The organism is Spirillospora sp. CA-128828 (assembly GCF_050945415.1).
Classification (GTDB): Bacteria; Actinomycetota; Actinomycetes; order Streptosporangiales; family Streptosporangiaceae; genus Spirillospora.
Window position 1 is genome coordinate 9,519,752 of the sequence record NZ_CP191986.1, and the last position, 14,245, is coordinate 9,533,996.

General features: G+C 70.5%; 17 protein-coding genes. 9 read left to right on the forward strand and 8 right to left on the reverse strand.

Features of this window, described 5'->3' with window-relative positions:
• The first annotated feature begins 30 nt into the window (after nt 1-30).
• Both ACQPXG_RS45830 and ACQPXG_RS45835 read left to right on the forward strand, forming a co-directional pair.
• The gene (locus tag ACQPXG_RS45830; RefSeq protein ID WP_433465417.1) at nt 31-492 is read left to right on the forward strand and encodes a MarR family winged helix-turn-helix transcriptional regulator; all 462 of its coding nucleotides are present in this window, start codon (nt 31-33) and stop codon (nt 490-492) included.
• Between the two features lie 10 nt (nt 493-502).
• Nucleotides 503-1,027 (forward strand): GNAT family N-acetyltransferase, encoded by a 525-nt coding sequence (locus tag ACQPXG_RS45835; protein WP_433465418.1) that lies wholly within the window; start codon nt 503-505, stop codon nt 1,025-1,027.
• Between the two features lie 6 nt (nt 1,028-1,033).
• On the opposite strand, the gene ACQPXG_RS45840 is transcribed toward ACQPXG_RS45835, so the two are convergent.
• Complete coding sequence (locus ACQPXG_RS45840) at nt 1,034-1,708, reverse strand: TetR family transcriptional regulator (protein ID WP_433470172.1); 675 nt, start codon at nt 1,706-1,708, stop codon at nt 1,034-1,036.
• A 282-nt stretch (nt 1,709-1,990) separates the two neighbouring features.
• Between ACQPXG_RS45840 and ACQPXG_RS45845 the strand changes: the two genes are divergently transcribed.
• Complete coding sequence (locus ACQPXG_RS45845; protein WP_433465419.1) at nt 1,991-3,472, forward strand: MFS transporter; 1,482 nt, start codon at nt 1,991-1,993, stop codon at nt 3,470-3,472.
• Between the two features lie 104 nt (nt 3,473-3,576).
• Here ACQPXG_RS45845 and ACQPXG_RS45850 read toward each other — a convergent pair whose 3' ends face one another.
• Nucleotides 3,577-3,966 (reverse strand): ATP-binding protein, encoded by a 390-nt coding sequence (locus tag ACQPXG_RS45850; RefSeq protein WP_433465420.1) that lies wholly within the window; start codon nt 3,964-3,966, stop codon nt 3,577-3,579.
• A 122-nt stretch (nt 3,967-4,088) separates the two neighbouring features.
• Between ACQPXG_RS45850 and ACQPXG_RS45855 the strand changes: the two genes are divergently transcribed.
• The 4 genes from ACQPXG_RS45855 (at nt 4,089) to ACQPXG_RS45870 (ending at nt 6,783) form a co-directional block, all read left to right on the forward strand.
• A complete protein-coding gene (locus ACQPXG_RS45855) occupies nt 4,089-4,946 on the forward strand; it encodes a helix-turn-helix domain-containing protein (RefSeq protein ID WP_433465421.1) in 858 nt (285 codons plus the stop codon).
• Nucleotides 4,947-4,950: 4 nt separating this feature from the next.
• The gene (locus ACQPXG_RS45860; protein ID WP_433465422.1) at nt 4,951-5,070 is read left to right on the forward strand and encodes a DUF397 domain-containing protein; all 120 of its coding nucleotides are present in this window, start codon (nt 4,951-4,953) and stop codon (nt 5,068-5,070) included.
• A gap of 35 nt (nt 5,071-5,105) precedes the next feature.
• The gene (locus ACQPXG_RS45865) at nt 5,106-5,681 is read left to right on the forward strand and encodes a DinB family protein (RefSeq protein WP_433465423.1); all 576 of its coding nucleotides are present in this window, start codon (nt 5,106-5,108) and stop codon (nt 5,679-5,681) included.
• Nucleotides 5,682-6,273: 592 nt separating this feature from the next.
• Nucleotides 6,274-6,783 carry a GNAT family N-acetyltransferase gene (locus tag ACQPXG_RS45870; protein ID WP_433465424.1) on the forward strand — a complete coding sequence of 170 codons (510 nt, stop codon included), beginning with the start codon at nt 6,274-6,276 and terminating at the stop codon, nt 6,781-6,783.
• Here ACQPXG_RS45870 and ACQPXG_RS45875 read toward each other — a convergent pair.
• The gene (locus ACQPXG_RS45875) at nt 6,780-7,208 is read right to left on the reverse strand and encodes an MmcQ/YjbR family DNA-binding protein (protein ID WP_433465425.1); all 429 of its coding nucleotides are present in this window, start codon (nt 7,206-7,208) and stop codon (nt 6,780-6,782) included. The two genes, ACQPXG_RS45870 and ACQPXG_RS45875, sit on opposite strands and share 4 nt — an antisense overlap.
• A 119-nt stretch (nt 7,209-7,327) precedes the next feature.
• Nucleotides 7,328-7,729, reverse strand: a complete 402-nt coding sequence (locus ACQPXG_RS45880) for a nuclear transport factor 2 family protein (protein ID WP_433465426.1) — start codon at nt 7,727-7,729, stop codon at nt 7,328-7,330.
• A gap of 138 nt (nt 7,730-7,867) precedes the next feature.
• Here ACQPXG_RS45880 and ACQPXG_RS45885 point away from each other — a divergent pair, with 138 nt between their 5' ends.
• On the forward strand, nt 7,868-8,440 hold the full coding sequence (locus ACQPXG_RS45885) for a PadR family transcriptional regulator (RefSeq protein WP_433465427.1): 573 nt from the start codon (nt 7,868-7,870) through the stop codon (nt 8,438-8,440).
• A gap of 7 nt (nt 8,441-8,447) precedes the next feature.
• Here ACQPXG_RS45885 and ACQPXG_RS45890 read toward each other — a convergent pair whose 3' ends face one another.
• The 4 genes from ACQPXG_RS45890 to ACQPXG_RS45905 all read right to left on the reverse strand — a co-directional run bounded on the left by ACQPXG_RS45890 (nt 8,448) and on the right by ACQPXG_RS45905 (nt 13,618).
• Nucleotides 8,448-9,878 (reverse strand): hypothetical protein, encoded by a 1,431-nt coding sequence (locus ACQPXG_RS45890; RefSeq protein ID WP_433465428.1) that lies wholly within the window; start codon nt 9,876-9,878, stop codon nt 8,448-8,450.
• Entirely contained in the window at nt 9,875-11,596 is a 1,722-nt protein-coding gene (locus ACQPXG_RS45895) for an NAD(P)/FAD-dependent oxidoreductase (RefSeq protein WP_433465429.1), read from the reverse strand. Before ACQPXG_RS45895 ends, ACQPXG_RS45890 begins: the two co-directional genes overlap by 4 nt.
• Nucleotides 11,597-11,753: 157 nt before the next feature.
• A complete protein-coding gene (locus tag ACQPXG_RS45900; RefSeq protein ID WP_433465430.1) occupies nt 11,754-12,953 on the reverse strand; it encodes a sensor histidine kinase in 1,200 nt (399 codons plus the stop codon).
• 8 nt (nt 12,954-12,961) lie between these two features.
• The gene (locus ACQPXG_RS45905; RefSeq protein ID WP_433465431.1) at nt 12,962-13,618 is read right to left on the reverse strand and encodes a response regulator transcription factor; all 657 of its coding nucleotides are present in this window, start codon (nt 13,616-13,618) and stop codon (nt 12,962-12,964) included.
• Between the two features lie 116 nt (nt 13,619-13,734).
• Here ACQPXG_RS45905 and ACQPXG_RS45910 point away from each other — a divergent pair, with 116 nt between their 5' ends.
• The gene (locus ACQPXG_RS45910) at nt 13,735-14,238 is read left to right on the forward strand and encodes a hypothetical protein (protein WP_433465432.1); all 504 of its coding nucleotides are present in this window, start codon (nt 13,735-13,737) and stop codon (nt 14,236-14,238) included.
• The last annotated feature ends 7 nt before the right edge of the window (nt 14,239-14,245 follow it).

A 14,245-nucleotide genomic window follows, 5' to 3' on the forward strand; every position in this document is an offset into this window, starting at 1 on the left:
GCGGTCCAACAACCCCGTACACTGATCCGCATGACGACGGCCGACGCCCAGACACCCGCGCGGCTCCGGGACGCCGCGAGCTGGCTGATCAACCTGGTCTCCGCGCACAGCCACCGCCTGGTCGCCGACGGCTTCGCCGCCGCCGGCGCCCGCGGCTACCACTACCGGCTACTGGCCACGCTGGACGAGTACGGCCCGTCCAGCCAGGCGGACCTCGGACGCCGCGCGGGCATCGACCGCAGCGACGTCGTCGCCGCCCTCAACGAACTCGCCGCCAAGAACCTGATCGCCCGCTCCGCCGACCCGTCCGACCGGCGCCGCAACATCGTCACCCTCACCCCGGGCGGCTCCCGCCACCTGGTCGAACTGGACAAGGTCGTGTCCGGCATCCAGGACGACCTGCTCGCCCCGCTCTCACCCGCCGAACGCCGCCGGCTGACCGACCTGCTGACCCGCGTCGCCGACCACCACGCCAAGAGCCACCGACCCTGAGGAGCCGCCCGTGCCGCCCGCCATCCGCTTCGTCGAACTGCCTCCCGCCGCCATGAAAGCCCTGCTGGACGACGACCTGTCCGCCGCCGGCGACGCGGCCGGCATCCCCCTCACCGCCTACTTCGTCACCGACGAGGCGAAGTTCCTCTGGCGCTTCCGCCTCGCCCAACTGGACCGCGACCCGTCCCACGCCCCCTGGATCGTGCGCGCCGCCGTCGCCGAACCCGAAGGCGTGGTCGTCGGCCACGCCGGCTTCCACGGCGCCCCGAACGCGAACGGAACGGTCGAGATCGCCTACTCCGTCGACCCGGCCCACCGCCGCAAGGGCTACGCCCGCGCGATGCTCGCCGCCCTCCTGGAGCGGGCCGCCGCCGAACCGTCCGTCACGACCGTCCGCGCCTCGATCAGTCCGGAGAACGACGCGTCCCTCGCCACGATCGCGGGCCACGGCTTCACCCACATCGGCGAGCAATGGGACGAAGACGACGGCCGCGAACTAATCTACGAACGCTCCGCCTCTGTACGGAACCCGTAGAACGCCTCACCTTCCAGGCGCCGGCGTCCGGTCCTCGCGAGTGGCCGGCGCCTGCCACAAGGCGACGATGGCATCGACCAGACCGTCCGCCGTCCCACGCCAGGTGGCGCGGGACGTGGGCACGTTGTCCGCAAGGGCTCGTTCGCGTTCGGCGGTCATCTGCGTGATCAAGTGACGCGTCATGGCAGCACGTTCGGCATGCACCTCGGGTGACAAGTCCGGCAAGCAGCGGTCCAGGCCGTCTTGCAGCTTCTGCATCGAGGGTGATCCGACCGCGAACTCCTCCGCCGTGACCGCGCGCAGGGCCGGGTCGGCCGTGACCTGGGCAATGAACCGGGCATACCAGCTGGGCGTGCCCAGAGTCTCCAGATGATCGGTGACGGGGCGAACCGCGCAGGCAACCCAGTCCCGGAGGTCGGTGGAGTCCCCGATCTCGGCCGTCATGCGCAGGCGGCCCACCTCTATCCCTTCGGCATGCCGGCGGGCGATGGCGCGCACCAGGTCGATCTTGGTGCCGAAGTGATAGCTGACCGCGGCGTTGTTGCCCTGGCCGGCAGCCTCGCTGATCTGCCGATTGGCGACCGCGTGCACCCCGTGTTCGGCGAACAGCCGCTCCGCCGCGTCCAGAAGCGCCTCCCGCGTCGCACTGACCCGCTCGTCACGCCTCACCCTGCCGGCCATCATCACCACCGCTTCGGGACATCACACCATTCCGCGCAGGCCCGTCCCCAGGCCGCCGCAGACCCCTCGACCGGGTTGGCGAGGTCGAACGACGAAAGCGTACGCAATGGCGCTGCCGGTCCAGGGCCAGTCCCATCCACAGCCTCCCCACGCGGCGTTCCCGCCGGATTCAGCGGACCGGACTTGAAGTCGCCCGGCCACCCGAGCTATGTTAAATCAACCCGTTGATTTAATACAAGCGGGCCCACTCGGACACACCCGCCTGGAACGGAGAGACCAGCCATGCCCGACACCCCCGCACCACCCGCGAACACCTCGGCGTCCTCGCCACCGAATCCGAACATGATCGTGGCCGTGCTGGCCTTCGCCGGCATCGTGGTCTCGCTGATGCAGACCCTGGTCATCCCGATCGTGCCCGAGCTGCCCAGACTGCTGAACGCCCAGGCCTCCGACACCGCCTGGGCGGTGACCGCCACCCTGCTCGCCGCTGCGGTCGCCACTCCCATCGCCGGACGTCTCGGCGACATGTACGGCAAGCGCCGCATGCTCCTCACCAGCCTGGCCCTGCTGACCATCGGCTCGGCCGCGGTCGCCCTGAGCGACTCGCTCACCCCAATGATCGTCGGCCGCCTGCTGCAGGGCCTGTCGGCCGGCGTCATCCCCCTCGGGCTCAGCATCATGCGCGACGAACTCCCCGAAGACCGGCTCGGCGCGTCCACCGCGCTGATGAGCGCCTCCCTCGGCATCGGCGCAGCCCTCGGGCTGCCCATCGCCGCCTTCGTCGCCGACAACTTCGACTGGCACGCCCTGTTCTGGTCCTCCACCGCCCTCGGCGCCCTCGCCCTCGTCGCCGTGCTGACGCTCGTGCCCGAGTCCAGGGTGCGCACCGGCGGGCGCTTCGACCTGGTCGGCAGCCTCGGCCTGGCGGGCGGCCTGGTCTGCCTGCTGCTGGCCATCTCCAAGGGCGGCGACTGGGGCTGGCACAGCGGCACCATCCTCGGCCTGTTCGGCGCGGCCGTCGCCATCTTCCTCCTCTGGGGTCTCCTCGAACTGCGCACCGCCCAGCCGCTGGTCGACCTGCGCACCACCGCGCGCCCCCAGGTCCTGTTCGCCAACCTCGCCGGCCTGGCGTTCGGCTTCTCCCTGTTCGCGATCCAGCTGATCGTCCCGCAGATCCTCCAGCTGCCCGAGCAGACCGGCTACGGCCTGGGCCAGGATCTGCTCACCGTCGGCCTGGTGCTGGCGCCCCAGGGCCTGATCGTCATGTTCGCCGCGCCCTTGTCATCGAAGATCTCCCAGGCCAGGGGACCGAAGCTCACCCTCATGATCGGCGCCCTCATCGTCGCCGCCGGCTACGCGCTGAACCTCTTCCTGATGAGCGAGATCTGGCATCTGGTCCTGGTCTCCTGCATCATCGGCGCCGGCATCGGCTTCGCCTACGGCGCCCTGCCCATGCTCATCATGGGCGCGGTCCCGGTTTCAGAGACCGCCGCCGCCAACGCCTTCAACACCCTGCTGCGCTCGATCGGCAGCTCCATCGCCAGTGCCGCCTCCGGCGTCATCCTCGCCCAGATGACCATCGACTTCGCCGGCCATGCCCTACCCTCCGAGGACTCCTTCAAGGTCGTCATGGCCATCGGCTGCGGCGCCGCCCTCGTCGCGATGCTCCTGGCCTCCTTCCTCCCCCGCCGGCGCGATGCCGCCGCATCGCCCGCGGCCCCTTCCGAGACGGCTGCCACCGCAACGCCCGGGCAAAAGGCATAGTCCGCCGCCCTCACACCCGGCAACCGGAGAAGCCATGACGACCGGAGTGGAACGGCCGGCCGGCGGCGACGCGTCCGATCGGGATAGGACGGACCCCGGGATCATCAACGAAGCTTGACCCATGTGACCTTCCCGCCTTCGTTCAGGGGACGGACGCCCCATGCCTGCACCAGTTGCGCCATGAGCATGAGCCCCCGGCCGGACGTCGCGGCGTGGTTCTCCGGCGGGATCATCGGCTGTCCCTCTCCGCCGTCCCACACCTCCACGACCACGAGGCCGTCACGCTCGTCCCGGAACACCCGCACGACGATCGCCCCTTCCCCGTGCCGGTAGGCGTTCGTGACCAGCTCGCACACCACGAGCCGCCCCACGTAGTCGTCAGCGATGCCCCACTCAGCGAACCGCTCGGCCAGAAACCCCCGCGCAAGACGAGGAGCCTGATCAGTCGGGTCGAGGACGAGTGTCGGGACCTCGGGGACAAGTGCAGTGCGCATCGCTACGACCTTCGGAGTCCGGAGATGTGTTCGAACCACGACACAGAGTCACACCGCGAAGCTAAGTTGGCTCGTGTACGCAGCGCAGTCGCAACAACACGGAACGCGGAGGCTCTCCCCTCATGGCCACCAATGCGTCACCCGATCCCAAGGACGGCATGTGGGCGTTCATCGCCTACTACCTGCGTTTCAGCCGCAACCAGCGAGGGCTGTCCGGCGAGGCCGTCGGCCGCCTCATCAACGCGAGCAAGGCGACCGTTTCACGCATCGAGAACGGCATCGACCGCCTCGACGGGCCACGCGCGGCCCTTCTGGACAAGACCTGGGAGACCGGCGGGGTCTTCGCTCTCCTGGTCTGGTACGCCAGCATCGGCCACGACTCGCAATGGCTGGCTCAACTTTCGACCTTCGAGCAGCGAGCACGCATCATCCGCATCTTCGAACCGCTCCTCATCTCCGGCTTGTTTCAGACCGAGGACTACGCCCGAGCGCTCCTGACAGGCGGCGGCATGGCCGACCCCGAGCCGTTCGTCGCCGAGCGGATGGACCGAAAGGGCATCCTCGACCGGGCCTTCGTCATGTTGCTGCTGAGCGAAGCCGCGTTGCGGTGGCCGGTGGGTAGCCCCCAGATCATGCGCGCACAGCTCGCGCATCTCCTCGAAATGGCCGAGCGCCCGAACGTCGTCGTCCACGTCATCCCCCAGAGCTTCGAGACTGGCGCGTACCCAGGGCTGGACGGTGGTCTGAAGCTCGTCACCGGAGACGATTTCGGTGAGGTGGCCTACACCGAGTCGCTCGGTGGTGGACGGCTTGTATCTTCACCCACAGAAGTCGCGGAGTACGCGATCCTGTTCGCGCGGATCAGTGCCAAGGCCCTGCCCGAAGGCCGGTCCAGGGAGCTGATCACGAAGGCTATGGAGGCGTTCAGTGACAACGACGTGGCGCAAGAGCAGTTACAGCGGAACCCAGGGCGGAAGTGACTGCGTGGAGGTCGGCCGCTTCCCCGAGGCGATCGCCTTGCGTGACTCCAAGGACCCGGAGGGGCCCAAGCTGGTCGTCACCCGCGCCATCTTCCGCGAGTTGGTGGAGGGCTTGAAGCGCTGACCCCGGCGGCTCGGGGGCAGGCCAGGGTGGACCGGATGCGGGCGTCCACTAATTCCGTTGACCGCCCGGTTCGCGGTGGCGAGGATCTCGCCATGGTATGGATCGCGCCTGCCGTGGAACGCGGCGACTTCCCTGCTGTTGGCGACGAACAGGCATCGCTGGCGGCTTTTCTCGACTTTCATCGCAACACCCTGCTGCTCAAGTGCAGCGGGCTGAACGGTGAGCAACTTGCGTCAAGGCCGTTGCCGAGCACGACGCTGAGCCTGCTGGGGCTTGTGCGCCACCTCGCCGAGAACGAGCGGTGGTGGTTCCGTCGCAGGTTCGACCAGAACACCGAGCTCAGCGACCTGTACTGCAGCGAGGAACACCCGGACGGTGATTTCGATCTCGGCGACGCCGCCGGCGCCGAAGCCGACTTCGCCACCTACGCCCGCGAGGTCGAGCTGGCACGCGCGACTGCGGCGGGACGGTCGCTGGACGAGGAGTTCCCCGGCAGGAGCAGCACCCTGAATCTGCGCTGGGTCTACCTCCACATGTTCGAGGAGTACGCGCGCCACAACGGTCACGCCGACCTTCTCCGCGAAGCCATCGACGGCGCCACGGGGGAGTGATCTACACGGACGCGACCGGCTGTCATGGCCTCCACCATGACGGCAGCCGGGGGAAACGTGGCCCCACCAAAAAGAAAACCGGCCCTACACCAGGTGCGGACCAGTCCAAGTGGAGCGATTGGCCGTGGGGCCAACCGTAGGTAGAAGGATTTTTGTTTGCCCCCGCGCCCTGTGAGCGCGGGGGGTCGAGTCCTGTGGACCCAACACACAGAACTGTCCGGGGTTGTCGATCATCAGCAACCCGGGGTTGGCCGACTCGGCCGAGCACAATGACAACCACGGCGGCGGGCGCCGCCTCTACTCCAAAGGGCCGGCCGTGCGTTGGGACACGCCTAGGACTCCGGGCCTGGATTGTCGCGCAGCCACGCTTCGCCTCGCCTGCGTGATGCCTGGGACAGCCACGCGTCCTGGAGGGTCTCGGCGACGCCGCCGGCGCCGAAGCCGACTTCGCCACCTACGCCCGCGAGGTCGAGCTGGCACGCGCGACTGCGGCGGGACGGTCGCTGGACGAGGAGTTCCCCGGCAGGAGCAGCACCCTGAACCGGATAATCAAAGTGCGGTCTGGTCGCCCAGCGTGATACTCCTCCCTGCCATGGGCGATCTTGTGACGGCGCGGCTCGTGCTTCATCCGATGACCGTCGGCGAGGCCGAGCGAGTGGTGGCGGGCGAGTCGCATCGCGGTGCCCGATGGGCGCCCGGCTACCCCACTGATGGGGACGTGGCCGCCGCCAGGCGATTCCTGGGCACCTGCGCGAACACTGGTGATCCCCAGCCGTTCGGTATCTATGAGATCCGTCGCCGCGAGGACGGTCAGGCGATCGGCGGCCTGGGCTTCCACGGGCCTGCGGACGAGAACGGCAGCGTCACGATCGGCTACGGCCTCATCCCGTCAGCGCGAGGCAAGGGATACGCCTCCGAAGCCCTCCGCGAACTGCTGCTGTTCGCGCGAGCACGCGGCGTCACCTGTGTGAAAGGCGACGCCGACCACGACAACCTCGGGTCCCAGCACGTCATGGTGGCAGCCGGCATGCGGCCGGCCGGACAAGATGAACGCGTCAGGTACTTCGAGATCGCCTGGACCGACACTAACGCGACCGGCTAGGACTCCGGGTCGGGATTGTCGCGTAGCCACGCTTCGCCGCGCCTGCGCGAGGCCTGGGACAGCCACGCGTCCTGGACGATCTCGGCAAGTTCCCGCCGCGTGAGCTCGCCGACCCGGCACGCCCGCAGCAGCACCGAGCGGTGCCCGTTGAAATGCGGCGTCGTGAAGAAGGGCGATGCCTCGTCCTGGATCAGCGCCAGTTTGTCGGACTCGGACGGCACCCAGAACACGATCACGTCCGGGTAGCGTTCGCCCGTGACCGGGTCGACCGCGTCCGGACGCGGGGTGCGGAAGAAGACGAACGACTTGCCCCCGACCTGGTAGACGGGGTTGCCGCTCGACCCGTGGACGACCGTGACATAGGGCATGCCCAGGGCCAGGTCGTGCACGTCCTCGACCCGGGCAGGGCGCTCGTCTCCCCGCATGCCCGCAGCGTAACCGGAACACCGGCGAAGCGCCCGCAGGGCCGTCCCCCGCAGCGGCCTGCCTGGTACCGGTGGTCCCAGGAGAACGGGCGTGCGGGGGCGGCGGGGGGCGTCCTTTGTCAGTGGGTCTGTGCGCCGAAAGCCTCGCGTTGGATCTGGTCGAACTGGGCGCCCATCGCCTCGGCCAGGGCGTTGGCGGCCGACAGGGGGCGCACCATGACGGTGAGGTCGTCGATCAGGCCGTCCTCGTCGAGGTGGAGGAAGTCGCACCCGTGCACCTGGCGGCCGTTCACCATCGCCTGGAACATGAGCGCGTGGTCGCGGCCGTCCGCGCTGACGATCTCCCTGACGTAGCGGACGTCCTGGAACACCCGCGCGGCGCCCCGCACGATCGCCGCCGTGATCGCCTTTCCCTGGTACGGCTTGAAGACCACCGGGCTGGTGAACACCGCGTCGTCCGCCAGCAGGCCCTCGATCGCCGATGTGTCCCCGGTCTCCACCGCGCGCCGGAACGGATGCATGCAGCACCTCCAATAGGCAACTTGTTGATTAAGTGCGGATGACACTAAGAGTAGCCGGAGCGGCCGTCCAGAACCGTGGCGATGGTCACATAATCGCCCGGAGGTGAGAGGAACCTCGCAGGTCGCTACGCTCGGACCATGTCGTTGCGGAACGCGGTCCTGGCCACGCTTCTGGAAGGCGAAGCGTCCGGTTACGACCTGTCCAAGAGCTTCGACGCCGGGGTGGCCAACTTCTGGATGGCCACGCCCCAGCAGCTCTACCGGGAACTGGACAGGATGGCGGCCGAGGGCCTGATCCAGGCACGGGTCGTCCAGCAGGAACGCCGTCCCAACAAACGCCTGTTCTCCCTCACCGACGCGGGGCGCCGCGCCCTGTACGAGTTCACCGCCGCCCCTCCGCGCCCCGGCGCGATGCGCGAGGAGCTGATGGTGCAGGTCCAGGCCGTGGACGCGGGGGACGTGCAGGCCGTCATGAACGCCATCAGAGAACGCATGACGTGGGCCGAATCCAAGATCGCCCGCTTCGAGCGGATCCGCGCCCGGTTCCTGGACGGCCGCACCGAGGAGGAGCACCTGGCCACGGCCGACCGCATCGGCCCCTACCTGACGCTGATGCGCGGGCTCGCGTTCGAACGCGAGAACCTCCGCTGGTGCCGGGAGACCCTGGCCATCCTCGACCGGCGCGCCGAATCCCGCGTCCGCGCCGAGTGAGCCGGCGTCACGCCACCATGACCGGGACGGCCAGCGCGATCAGGACGGTCAGTGTCCACAGCGCGGGAGCCGACCCGAGGATCTGCTCGCGGCGGGCCGTCGCGCGGACCGCCTCGATGTCGCTGCGCGCGACCCACCACGGATTCTCCCGATGCTCCAGCCAGGCGTACACGGTGCCCAGCGCGGCGCCGTAGGCGAGATGCCCGACGAGACTCGCGAAGGCCGCCGCGATCGCCACGGCGCTCCACCGCGGCGGCTGCCCCAGCAGGACGGGCAGTAGCGTCAGCGCACCGAGCACCCACCAGAAGAAGCCGTACGACAGCCCCCAGCCCACCCCGGAAACCAGGTCATAGCTGCGCCCCCGGAAGAACAGCGCGTACGACACCCCGATGATCTGGGCGATCACGAGATGAACGACCCACCCCGCCACGGCCCCGCGCGCTCCGACCAGCCTGGCGACGGTGGGCAGCACGTCCACGCTCCCCCACAGGAAACCGAACACGACCCCGCCGGCGAGCCCGGCCAGCGCGCCGTAGCCGACGGCCCGCAGCCCGCGTGTACCGATCCCGTGGTGCAGGAGCCGGACGTCGTCCACGAACAGGCCGCGCGCGAGCGAGCCGAGCCAGCCGAACACGGCCGCGATGCCCGCGCCCGCCAGCAGGTACGCCGGCAGCCGCGCCGTCGCCTCCGCCACGGCCGGCTGGGACCAGGCGAGCGCGCCGTCCTCGACCAGCGGCAGCAGCGTCGACTCCACCACGATCCACCACAGGAACCCGTAGGCGGTGCCGCGGACGAGCGCCGGACCCGTCCCCTCGGGACGTCCGGTGAACACGAGGGGGTAGCCGACCCCCATGCAGACGGCGACGGCGGGCAGCCACCCCAGGCGCGCCCCCGCGCCCACGCCGAACGCCAGGACGAGGACTCCCGCCACGATCCCCGCGGCGATCAGCCCGCGCAGCAGCGGTTTCGGTCGCAGATGATCCCTGACCGCGAACCGGCCGTCCGGGTGCAGGAGAGCGAAACCGACCGCGGTGACCGCGCCGTAGTACAGATGCCCGAGCAGGCTCGGCAAGGCCGCCTGCGCGCTCTCCAGGCTCCATGTCATCTGGACGCCGGTCAGCAGTGGCAGCAGGGTCAGCGTCCCGAGGAACCACCAGAAGACCCCGTAGGCCAGCCCCCAGAACACGAGCTCGCTCGACCGGATCCGCTGGCGCACCGCCAGCAGCCCGAACCCGGCGCCGACCAGCACCGAGATCGCCATGTGCAACGCGAACCCGACGCCCAGCGACCCCGACCCGGCGAGCACGGCGACGGCCGGGAGCATGCCGAGCGAACGCATCGCCGCCCCGAGGACCAGCCCTCCGGCCAGCCCCGCGACGCCGCCGGTCCCCGCCCCGCGCAGCAGGCCCGGGGCGCGGCGGACCGCCTCGGCCGTCACCGGACGTCCTGCGCGGGCACCGGCGCCTCCGCCGGGCCGGTGACCACGATGTCGCGGGGGAACACGAGGTCGAGCCCCCAGTCGAGAAGGACCCGGACGCGGCGGTCGACGCCGGGAAGTTTGGCCAGGTAGATGCCGCGCCACAGCAGCCACGCGCTCAACCCGGAGAAGGGACGTCCGCGGATCTCCCCGGCGGCGGTGCGATGGCCGAGCGCGACGAACACGCCCAGCGTCCGGAAACGGAACGGCCGAGGCCGGCCCCCTTTCAGCACGGCCGCGATGTTGTCGGCGACGGCCCGGCCTTCCCGCGACGCGTGCTGAGCGGTCGGCGGGTACGGCGCGCCGTTCTCGTCGGGGATCCGGGCGCAGTCGCCGATCGCCCAGACGCCGTCCAGCCCGAACACGCGCAGCGTCCTGTCCACGACGACCGAACCGTTGGCGGCGTGTTCGCCCGGAAGGGCCCGCAGCAGCGGGCCCGGCCGATTGCCCGCCGCCCAGACCAGCGTCCCCGCCGGGATCACGGCGCCGTCGTCGAGCCGCACATCCGCCCCGGTGGCGGCGCTCAGGCGGACACCGAGACGGAACTCGATCCCGCGCGCCCGCAGCTTTCCCAGCGCGTAGTCGCCGAGCCGCTCCGACAGCTCCGGCAGGATGCGCTCGCCGGAATGGACCAGGACGAAACGCGGCTCGCCCGGGTCGATGCCCGGATAGAAGTGGAGCACGTCGTGGGTGAGGTCGTACAGCTCGGCGATCACCTCCGTCCCGGCGAACCCGCCGCCCGCCACCACGAAGGACAGCAGCCGTGCGCGCTCGGCGGGATCGTCCTCCTGGTCGGCGCGCTCCAGCAGCGTCAGCACCCGGTCCCGGAGCCGGACGGCGTCGGCGAGCGACTTGAGCGTGCACGCGTACTCCGCCACGCCCGGCAGATCCGGGAAACCCGGGACCGACCCGACCGCGAGGACCAGGTGGTCGTAGGGCATCGCCTCACCGTCCGCCTCCAGCCGGACGACCCGCTGCGCCACGTCGACCTCGGCGACCCGCCCGTGCCGGAACCGCGTGTGCGCCACGGCGGCCCGCACCGGCGAGCTGATGTGCCGCTCCTCCAGACCACCCGACGCGACCTCGGCCAGCATGGGCGTGAACAGCAGGTGGTTGGAGTCGCTGACCAGCGTCACGTCGATGCGGTGCCCCCGCAGATTCAGCCGCTCGAACCGGCGCGCGGCACCGACGCCGCCGAAGCCTCCGCCGACGATGACCACGCGCGGCGCGCGGGGCCTCTGCTTGGCGGACCGTTCCCCGAACCGCCGCACGACGACGTGGAAGAGCAGCCCGGCCAGCGTGCCCTGCAGCAGCGAGCCGATCAGCTCCGGGTAGACGTCCGTCGCCGCCGCGATCGACCAGGTCGGCGTGGTGCCCCGGATGAGCGAGTCCACGGTCAGCCACCAGAACGTCCAGCCGAGCAGGCCGAGCAGCAGCCCGCCCGCCGCCGAGACGGCCGGGCCGGCCGGCCGCCGCCCAACGAACCCGCCGAGCAGCTCACCGGTGACCGCCGCGTACAGGGCGAAGACCGCCCACCCGTACGCGCCGTGCACCGCGAGCAGGTCCTGCCAGGCCATCAGCGCGCCGACCGCCAGCCCCGACACCAGCCCGCTGCCCATCCCGGCGAGCAGCCTGGCACCGTCACCCGGCGCCGTCGGCCCGTACTCCCGCAGCCGCATGCCGCATCACCCGTCCCCCGCCCGTCCGGGGTCGCCCGCTCACCTCAGTGCCGCACGAGTACGCCGCCTTGTCCAGCCCCCGTTGCGACTTCCCCGCCCAAGTCCTTGCTCCCGGTACGTCCACACGCCCCCACCGGGTTCAGCGGGCCGGGATCATTCAGGCCGCGGTGCCGCGCTCCAGCCTGACCGATCGATCCGCTTCGCCGAGGCCGAGCTCGGCCGGGAAGGCGGCCTGTACGACGAGACCGCCGTCCTGGCGCGGGAGCGCGCTGAGGGTCCCGCCGTGCGCGAGCGCGATCGCGTGCGCGATGGACAGGCCGAGCCCGTGATGCCCGTCGCCACGGGCGGTCCGGTCCAGCCGCTGGAACGGTTCGAGCAGCCGGGCCACCTGCTCGGGCGGGACGACCGGCCCGGTGTTGCTCACGCTGACCACGGCCTGCCCGTCCCGCGTCCCGGTCACCACGTCGACGCTCCCCCCGGGCACGTTGTACCGCACGGCGTTGTCGACGAGGTTGGCCACGAGGCGCTCGACCAGCGCGGGATCACCCGCGGTCGCGGCGGGCTCGATCCGCGGGTACAGGCGCGGGTCGCCGGCGGCCGGCTCCGGCCGGGCCGCCAGCACCCGCTCGGTGAGCGCGGCGAGGTCCACCGGGACGCGGCTCTCCAGCCCCCGCTCGCTGGTCGCGAGCGTGAGCAGGGACTCCAGCAGCCGTCCCTGCTGGTCGCTGATCGTCACGACCCGTTCGAAAGTCGTGCGGAACGCCTCGATGGTCGCCCGGCGGTCGGTGAGCGTCTCCTCCAGCAGAGCGCGTTCGAGCGTGAGCGGGGTGCGGAGTTCGTGCGCGGCGTTGGCGACGAAACGCTTCTGCGCGTCGAGCGCGGTCTCCAGGCGCCCGAGCAGGCCGTCCACGGTGTCGGCGAGGTCCTTGAGCTCGTCGCGCGGGCCGGCGAAAGCCAGCCGCTCATGCACGTTGCGCGCCGAGATGTGCTGGACGGTCGTCGTCATCGTGCGCAGCGGGCGCAGCACTCGCCCCGCGACGAACCAGCCGAGCAGCAGAGAGACCCCCAGCATGATCGCCAGTGCGATCCCGGACTGGACGAGGAACCCGTGCAGCAGCGCATCCTGCTGCCGCGCCAGTGCGCGCTTCGGATCGGCCATGTCGGGGTCCACGCGCGGACCCTGGTAATACGAACAGTCCTCTGCCTTGATGCCGAAGCATGGCACCAGCACCTTGAAGACCGCGTTTCTCCGGACGAGCAGGAAAGTGATCGCCAGGAGAGCCACGCCGGAGGCGGTGAACAACGCCCCGTACAGCAGCGTGAGGCGCATCCGGACCGTCCGCGGAACGTTTCGCATGAGCGGCCTCATATCCGGTAGCCGCTCTGCGGGACGGTCTCGATCACGGGCGGGGACCCCAGCTTGGCCCGCAGGCGGTTGATCGTCGCCTTGACCGTGGTGGTGAACGGGTCGGCCGCCTCGTCCCAGACGCGTTCCAGCAGTTCCTCGGCGGACACGACGCGCCCTCCCGCGGAAAGCAGGTACTCCAGCACCGCCAGCTCCTTAGGGCTCAGCGCCAGGCGCAGCCCGGCGCGGGTGACGACCCGCTGCGCCGGGTCGAGCCGCAGGTCGCCGTGCTCCAGGATCGGCGGCAGCGCCGGCTGCGCCCGCCGCCCGAGGGCTCGGATCCGGGCGACCAGCTCGGCGTACGCGAACGGCTTCGGCAGGTAGTCGTCGGCTCCAAGGCTGAGCCCCTCGACCCGGTCGGCGATCGTGCCCGACGCGGTGAGCATCAGGACCCGTGTCCGGCGGCCCGGCCCGGCCACCAGCGCGCGGCAGACGTCGTCGCCGTGCACCCCGGGGAGATCGCGGTCGAGCACGACCACGTCGTAGTCGGTCAGCGCCGTGCGGTCGAGCGCGGCCTGGCCGTCAAGGGCGATGTCGACCGCCATCCCCTCGCGGTGCAGGACCCGGGCCACCGAGTCCGCCAGCTCCTCATGATCCTCGGCCACCAGCACTCTCATCGCCGTCAGCATGCCCGTGTCGCGGTCACAGCGGGGTCACAGCCTCTCGCACCGTCATGTGACCGCCCCTTCTCTAGAAATGGCCTTGTAAGCGATACCCCCCGGAAAGGGGAACGATGAACAAGGCCTCCATGTTGCTGGCCGTCTCGGCCGCCGCCCTCGCCCTCACCGCCGCGGGATGCGGCGGCTCCGGCGACGCGAAAGCCGGCTCGTCCGGCGCGAAGGCGAATGCGTCGACCGACCAGGGAGTGAAGCACGCGCAGTGCATGCGCGAGAACGGCCTCCCGGGCTACCCCGACCCCGGCCAGGACAGCGGGGAGAAGCCGAACCTCCCGGACCGCGACTCTCCGGAGTTCAAGAAGGCGGAGCAGGCGTGCCAGTCGCTGGAGCCACCCGAGAACCGGCCTGGTACGCCGGAGAACGCCGAGCTCCAGCGGAAGATGCTGAAGTGGGCCCAGTGCATGCGCACGAACGGCGTCCCGAACTTCCCCGACCCGCAGAACGGGAAGATTCTGATCAAGCCGCGGGGCAGCATCGACGGCAACTCACCGCAGTTCAAGAAGGCCGTGCAGGCCTGCCGATCTCTCGAAGTCGGCGGGGCCAAGGGCCACGGCGGCTGAGTGAGGG

Excerpts from the sequence above, each read along its gene's own strand:
- ACQPXG_RS45830 (WP_433465417.1), top strand. The coding sequence starts at position 31 with ATGACGACGGCCGACGCCCAGACACCCGCGCGGCTCCGGGACGCCGCG.
- ACQPXG_RS45840 (WP_433470172.1), bottom strand. The coding sequence starts at position 1,708 with ATGGCCGGCAGGGTGAGGCGTGACGAGCGGGTCAGTGCGACGCGGGAG.
- ACQPXG_RS45845 (WP_433465419.1), top strand. The coding sequence starts at position 1,991 with ATGCCCGACACCCCCGCACCACCCGCGAACACCTCGGCGTCCTCGCCA.
- ACQPXG_RS45850 (WP_433465420.1), bottom strand. The coding sequence starts at position 3,966 with ATGCGCACTGCACTTGTCCCCGAGGTCCCGACACTCGTCCTCGACCCG.
- ACQPXG_RS45855 (WP_433465421.1), top strand. The coding sequence starts at position 4,089 with ATGGCCACCAATGCGTCACCCGATCCCAAGGACGGCATGTGGGCGTTC.
- ACQPXG_RS45865 (WP_433465423.1), top strand. The coding sequence starts at position 5,106 with ATGCGGGCGTCCACTAATTCCGTTGACCGCCCGGTTCGCGGTGGCGAG.
- ACQPXG_RS45870 (WP_433465424.1), top strand. The coding sequence starts at position 6,274 with ATGGGCGATCTTGTGACGGCGCGGCTCGTGCTTCATCCGATGACCGTC.
- ACQPXG_RS45875 (WP_433465425.1), bottom strand. The coding sequence starts at position 7,208 with ATGCGGGGAGACGAGCGCCCTGCCCGGGTCGAGGACGTGCACGACCTG.
- ACQPXG_RS45880 (WP_433465426.1), bottom strand. The coding sequence starts at position 7,729 with ATGCATCCGTTCCGGCGCGCGGTGGAGACCGGGGACACATCGGCGATC.
- ACQPXG_RS45885 (WP_433465427.1), top strand. The coding sequence starts at position 7,868 with ATGTCGTTGCGGAACGCGGTCCTGGCCACGCTTCTGGAAGGCGAAGCG.
- ACQPXG_RS45895 (WP_433465429.1), bottom strand. The coding sequence starts at position 11,596 with ATGCGGCTGCGGGAGTACGGGCCGACGGCGCCGGGTGACGGTGCCAGG.
- ACQPXG_RS45900 (WP_433465430.1), bottom strand. The coding sequence starts at position 12,953 with ATGCGAAACGTTCCGCGGACGGTCCGGATGCGCCTCACGCTGCTGTAC.
- ACQPXG_RS45905 (WP_433465431.1), bottom strand. The coding sequence starts at position 13,618 with ATGAGAGTGCTGGTGGCCGAGGATCATGAGGAGCTGGCGGACTCGGTG.
- ACQPXG_RS45910 (WP_433465432.1), top strand. The coding sequence starts at position 13,735 with ATGAACAAGGCCTCCATGTTGCTGGCCGTCTCGGCCGCCGCCCTCGCC.